This is a genomic window from Mesorhizobium sp. M1A.F.Ca.IN.022.07.1.1, from assembly GCF_003997575.1.
Lineage (GTDB): Bacteria > Pseudomonadota > Alphaproteobacteria > Rhizobiales > Rhizobiaceae > Mesorhizobium.
Map to the genome: position 1 here is coordinate 1 of NZ_RZST01000342.1, position 6052 is coordinate 6052.

Here is a 6052-nt window from a genome sequence, read left to right on the forward strand (position 1 = left end):
ACCGCGCCGGAAGCGAAACTCTACGACGCGATCGGCGCCACCCCGCTGGCGCTCGACCGGCTGCTCAGCTCCAACGCCCAGAACGCCACGCTCAACCGGCTGGTGGCGCGCGGCCTGGTGCACATTTGCGGCTTCACGCCGTCCGACGCCGCCCATGTGCTCGGCAAGCAGTCGAACTGGGATCCCGCCGCCGCCCGTCTCGGCGCCGAGCTGTTTTCCCGCCGCCGCGACGGCCGCGGCCAGGCGATCGCCGCGACGCCGGAAGCGCTCGCCCAGCGCGTGCTCGTCACGCTGACGCGCTGGTCGGCCGAATACATCCTCGAAACCGCCTTCGCCGAGGACGGGCTGGACGGCGCCGCCACCGTCGCGCATGCGCTGGTGCAGCGCGCCGTCGATGCGCATCCCGGCATCGCCCGCTTCAGCGTCGCGCTCGACCGGCCGGTGATCGGCCTCGGCGCCTCGGCGCCGCTGCATTACGCCGGCCTGCCGCCGCTGATCGGCAATGGCTGCATCGTGCCGGAAGACACCGACGTCGCCAATGCGCTCGGCGCCGTCGTCGGCCAGGTCCGCGTCTCGGCCGAGGCCCGCGTCAGCCAGCCCAGGGAAGGGCTTTTCCGGCTCGCCTCGGGGCAGACGGTGCGCGACTTCACCGAGGAGGAGAAGGCGATCGCCGCGGCGGAAGCCGACGTGCGGGCGATCGTCGCCGAACGCGCGAAGAATGCCGGCACCGACAGCGCCGAAATCGATGTGTCCACCGAGTTCAAGGTCTCGACGGTCGAGAACCAGCGCATGTTCATCGAGGCGCATGTGGTGGCGGTGGCCTCTGGGCGCCCAAGGATTGCGGTGTGAGCGCGCCTTCCCCCTTCTCCCCTTGTGGGAGAAAGTGTCGCCGGAGGCGACGGATGAGGGGTGCTCCAGGGAACACCAGCGCCGCACTCCGCTGGAACACCCCTCATCCGTCTCGGCGCTTGCGCGCCGATCCACCTTCTCCCACAAGGGGAGAAGGGAAACCGCGCCGCACCTTCACCCTAAGCCGAATTGACCCTTGAACCCCAAACATGTCAAAGCCCCGGCAAAGCCTTACCCATCTGGAGACGTGCTGATGACCGACCGCATCGAGATCGCCGGGTTGCAGATTGCCCGGGAGCTCCATGACTTCGTCGCCGAGGAGGCAGCAGTCGGCACCGGCATCGATCCGGAAAAGTTCTGGACCGGCTTTTCAGAGATCGTCCACGACCTCGCGCCGAAGAACCGCGCGCTGCTCGCCAAGCGCGACGCCATGCAGGAGAGGCTGGACGACTGGTACCGCGCCAACGGCGCGCCGGTCGACATGGAGCTGTACAGAACTTTCCTCGAAGAGATCGGCTATCTGGTGCCGGAAGGTCCGGCCTTCAGCGTCTCGACCGAAAACGTCGACCCGGAGATCGCGGCCGTCGCCGGGCCGCAGCTGGTCGTGCCGGTGATGAACGCGCGCTATGCGCTCAATGCCGCCAATGCGCGCTGGGGCTCGCTTTATGACGCGCTCTACGGCACCGACGCCATTCCCGAGACGGGAGGCGCCGAAAGGGGCAAAACGTTCAATCCCACGCGCGGCGCCAAGGTGATCGCCTGGGTCAGGGACTTCCTCGACCAGTCCGTGCCGCTCACCACCGGCAAATGGGCCGGCATCAACGGGCTCTCGGTGGCGAACGGCGCGCTGAAGGTCGGCGAAGGCGCCGGCGCCACCACGCTTGCCGACCCGAAGCAGTTCGTCGGCTACCGCGGCGACGCCGCCACGCCGGAAGCCGTGCTTCTGGTAAAGAACGGCCTGCATATCGAGATCGTCGTCGATCATGCCAGTCAGATCGGCAAGACCGATGCGGCCGGCATTGCCGACGTCGTCCTCGAGGCCGCATTGACCACCATTCAGGATTGCGAGGATTCGGTCGCCGCCGTCGATGCCGAGGACAAGGTCGTCGTCTATCGCAACTGGCTCGGCCTGATGAAGGGCGACCTGGCGGAAGAGATCACCAAGGCCGGCAAGAGCTTTGTCCGCAAGCTCAATCCGGACCGCCGCTACACGGCGCCGAATGGCGGCCAGCTGCTGCTGCCCGGACGCTCGCTGATGCTGGTGCGCAATGTCGGCCACCTGATGACCAATCCGGCGATCCTCGACCGCGACGCCAACGAGGTGCCGGAAGGCATCATGGACGCGGCGCTCACCGCGCTGATCGCGCTGCACGATGTCGGCGACAACGGCCGCCGCGCCAACTCCCGAGCCGGCTCGATGTATGTGGTGAAGCCCAAGATGCACGGGCCGGAGGAAGTCGGCTTCGCCGTGGAAATCTTCGATCGCGTCGAGGCCCTGCTCGGCATGGCCAAGAACACCATCAAGATGGGCATCATGGACGAGGAGCGGCGGACCACCGTCAACCTCAAGGAAGCGATCCGCGCCGCAAGGGAGCGCGTCGTCTTTATCAACACCGGCTTCCTCGACCGCACCGGCGACGAGATCCACACCTCGATGGAAGCCGGCCCGATGATCCGCAAGGGCGACATGAAGCAGGCGGCCTGGATTTCCGCCTATGAGGCGTGGAACGTCGACACCGGCCTGGAATGCGGCCTCGCCGGCCACGCCCAGATCGGCAAGGGCATGTGGGCCATGCCGGATTTGATGGCGGCGATGCTCGAGCAAAAGATCGCGCACCCCAAGGCCGGCGCCAACACCGCCTGGGTGCCGTCGCCGACCGCGGCGACGCTGCACGCCACCCACTATCATAAAGTGGATGTGCACGCCGTGCAGGCGGCGCTGAGGAGCCGGCCGAAGGCCAGGCTCGACGACATCCTGTCGGTGCCCGTGGCGGTGCGGCCGAACTGGACCCCGGACGAGATCCAGCGCGAGCTCGACAACAACGCGCAAGGCATTCTCGGCTATGTCGTGCGCTGGATCGATCAGGGTGTCGGCTGCTCGAAAGTGCCCGATATCAACGATGTCGGCCTGATGGAGGACCGCGCCACGCTGCGCATTTCCTCGCAGCACATCGCCAACTGGCTGCGCCACAAGGTGTGCTCGGAGATCCAGGTCCGGGATTCGCTGCAGCGCATGGCGGCGATCGTCGATCGCCAGAATGTCGGCGACCCGTTCTACCGGCCGATGGCGCCGGATTTCGACAAGTCGATCGCCTTCCAGGCCGCCTGCGACCTAGTGTTCAAGGGGACAGTCCAGCCCAACGGCTACACCGAGCCGGTGCTGCATGCGCGCAGGCTGGAGCTGAAGGCGAGGGACCGGGCGGGGTAGCGCCGGAAATCCGCGCCAGGGACCTTACGCCGCCTGCGCCATGCGCTCCGCGCTCATGCGGTAGGAGATCGCCTCGGCGAGATGGATGCGGCCGACGGTTTCGCTGGCGTCGAGATCGGCGAGCGTCCGCGCGACCTTCAGCACGCGGTGATAGGCTCGCGCCGAGAAGGCGAGCTTTTCGCTGGCGTCCTTGAGCAGCGTCAGCCCGGCGGCGTCGGGCCTGGCGATCGCCTCGATGACCGAAGGCGGGCAGTGCGCGTTGGTGGTGGCCGCCGCACCCAGCCTTTCCAGCCGCTCGCGCTGCATGGCCCGGGCGCGCGCCACGCGCTGCGCCACAGCGGCGCTGGTCTCGGCCTTGTCCGGCCGGATCAGGTCGCTTGCCGAGACCGCCGGCACCTCGATCCTGAGATCGATGCGGTCGAGCAGCGGGCCGGAAATGCGCGCCTGGTATTCGGTGCGGCAGCGCTCGCCGCGCAGGCAGCGATAGCCGGGCTCGCCCGACATGCCGCAGCGGCACGGGTTCATCGCCGCCACCAGCTGGATGCGCGCCGGATAGGTGACGCGGTGGTTGGCGCGCGCGATCACGCAGTCGCCGGTCTCCAGCGGCTGGCGCAGCGCGTCCAACGTCTGCGGCGTGAATTCCGGGAACTCGTCGAGGAACAGCACGCCGTGATGCGCAAGCGACACTTCGCCCGGCCGCACGCGCAAGCCGCCGCCCACCATCGCCGCCATCGACGCCGAGTGATGCGGCGCCCGGAACGGCCGCCGGTCTGTCAGCTTGCCTTCGCCGAGCTCGCCCGCCACCGACGCGATCATCGAGACTTCGAGCAGCTCCTTCGGCGCCAGCGGCGGCAGGATCGAGGGCAGCCTTTGCGCCAGCATCGACTTGCCCGAGCCCGGCGGTCCGACCATCAGGAGATTGTGCCCGCCCGCCGCCGCCACTTCCAGCGCCCGCTTGGCGCTTTCCTGGCCCTTGATGTCGGCAAGGTCCGGCAGGTCGCGCGCGGCGACCTGGATGCCGGCCTCGGGACGCGACAGCACCTGGGTGCCGCGAAAATGGTTGGCGATGGCGATCAGGCTGCGCGGCGCCAGGATATCGAAATCCTTGCCGGCCCAGGCTGCCTCCGGCCCGCAGGCGAACGGACAGATCAGCCCTTTGCCTTCGGCGTTGGCGCCGATCGCCGCCGGCAGCGCGCCGGCGACAGCGGCGATGGTGCCGTCGAGCGACAATTCGCCGAGCACGACATAGCCGGCCAGCATATCGCCCGGAATGGCGCCGAGCGCGGCCATCAATCCGAGCGCGATCGGCAGATCGTAGTGGCTGCCTTCCTTGGGCAGGTCCGCCGGCGCGAGATTCACCGTCACCTTCTTCGACGGCATCGACAGGCCGGAGGCATGAAGCGCGGCCTGCACGCGTTCCCGGCTCTCTGCCACCGCCTTGTCCGGCAAACCGACGATCTGCATGCCGACCTTGCCCGGCGCGATCATCACCTGGACATCGACCGGCACGGCCTCGATGCCCTGGAAAGCCACCGTGCGAACCCGCGCTACCATCTTGTCTCAAGCCCCCGGATACCGGCTCGCTCGCCGGTCCTGCGATCAGGCGGCGAGCGGGATCAGGTTAGACAACCACAGATTTGCAGCTTAAGCAAGAACATTACGGGAACATACGGTCCCGCCCACCGGGCAGCTGAGGGGCGCTACTTCCGCTTCCCTTCGACGCAGTCCCAGAACAGGGCAGCAATGTCCGCGCCGCCGAAGCGCCGCACCTCGCGCACGCCGGTCGGCGAGGTGACGTTGATCTCGGTCATGTAGTCGCCGATGACATCGATGCCAACGAGGATGAAGCCGCGTTCCCTGAGCGCTGGCCCGATGCGGGCGCAGATCTCGCGTTCGCGCTCCGTGAGCTCGGTCTTCTCGGCGCGGCCGCCGACATGCATGTTGGAGCGCGAATCGTGCTCGGCCGGCACGCGGTTGATGGCGCCCACCGGCTCGCCGTCGATCAGGATGATGCGCTTGTCGCCCTTGCGCACGTCCTTGAGATAGCGCTGCGCGATATAGGGCTCGCGGAACAGCTGGCCGAACATTTCGAGCAGCGAGGCGAGGTTGCGGTCGGCCTCGTGCAGATGGAAGATGCCCGCCCCGCCATTGCCGTAGAGCGGCTTGACGATGATGTCGCCGAACTCCTTGCGGAAGGCGGCCACCTCCTGCGGATCCTTGGTGATCAGCGTCTCCGGCATCAGGTCCGGGAATTCGGTGACGAAGATCTTTTCCGGGCTGTTGCGCACCCAGGCCGGGTCGTTGACCACCAGCGTCTTCGGATGGATGCGTTCCAAAATGTGGGTTGTGGTGATGTAGTTCATGTCGAAGGGCGGGTCCTGCCTGAGCAGCACCACGTCCATCTCCGACAGATCGGTGCGCACCGGCTCGCCCAGCGAATAATGACTGCCCTTCTCGTCGCGCACCTGCATCTCCTCGGCGCGCGCGAACACCTTGCCGCCCCGCATCGACAGCCGGTCGGGTGTGTAGTGGAAAAGCTGGTGGCCGCGCCGCTGCGCTTCCAACGACAGCGCGAACGTGGTGTCGCCGGCGATCGACACCGTCGAGACATGGTCCATCTGGACGGCGATTTTCAACGGCATCTCGGGTCTCCGGCAATCTCTGCCGCCGATATAGGGAAATCGGCGGCTTCTGCCAATCGGCCAGAGATTATCGGTCGAAGACCAGCCGGGAATAGCCGACGAAGGACAGCGCCATCGCGACCAGCGAGGCGAC

3 protein-coding genes and 1 pseudogene are annotated in these 6052 nt (G+C 67.3%); 2 read left to right on the forward strand and 2 right to left on the reverse strand.

Annotated features, from left to right (window positions below; genetic code table 11):
* Together EOA75_RS27135 and EOA75_RS27140 are read left to right on the forward strand one after the other, a co-directional pair.
* Positions 1-849, forward strand: a pseudogene (locus tag EOA75_RS27135) (hydantoinase/oxoprolinase family protein); the annotation flags it as partial.
* 253 nt (positions 850-1102) lie between these two features.
* Complete coding sequence (locus EOA75_RS27140; protein ID WP_127325600.1) at positions 1103-3277, forward strand: malate synthase G; 2175 nt, start codon at positions 1103-1105, stop codon at positions 3275-3277.
* Between the two features lie 24 nt (positions 3278-3301).
* On the opposite strand, the gene EOA75_RS27145 is transcribed toward EOA75_RS27140, so the two are convergent.
* On the reverse strand, positions 3302-4831 hold the full coding sequence (locus EOA75_RS27145; RefSeq protein WP_067003103.1) for a YifB family Mg chelatase-like AAA ATPase: 1530 nt from the start codon (positions 4829-4831) through the stop codon (positions 3302-3304).
* 146 nt (positions 4832-4977) lie between these two features.
* On the reverse strand, positions 4978-5919 hold the full coding sequence (gene gshB / locus EOA75_RS27150; RefSeq protein WP_127325601.1) for a glutathione synthase: 942 nt from the start codon (positions 5917-5919) through the stop codon (positions 4978-4980).
* Positions 5920-6052: the final 133 nt, after the last annotated feature.

Bases quoted from the DNA above. Each gene is read 5' to 3' on its own strand.
- EOA75_RS27140 (WP_127325600.1), top strand. From the start codon at position 1,103: ATGACCGACCGCATCGAGATCGCCGGGTTGCAGATTGCCCGGGAGCTC.
- EOA75_RS27145 (WP_067003103.1), bottom strand. From the start codon at position 4,831: ATGGTAGCGCGGGTTCGCACGGTGGCTTTCCAGGGCATCGAGGCCGTG.
- gshB (WP_127325601.1), bottom strand. From the start codon at position 5,919: ATGCCGTTGAAAATCGCCGTCCAGATGGACCATGTCTCGACGGTGTCG.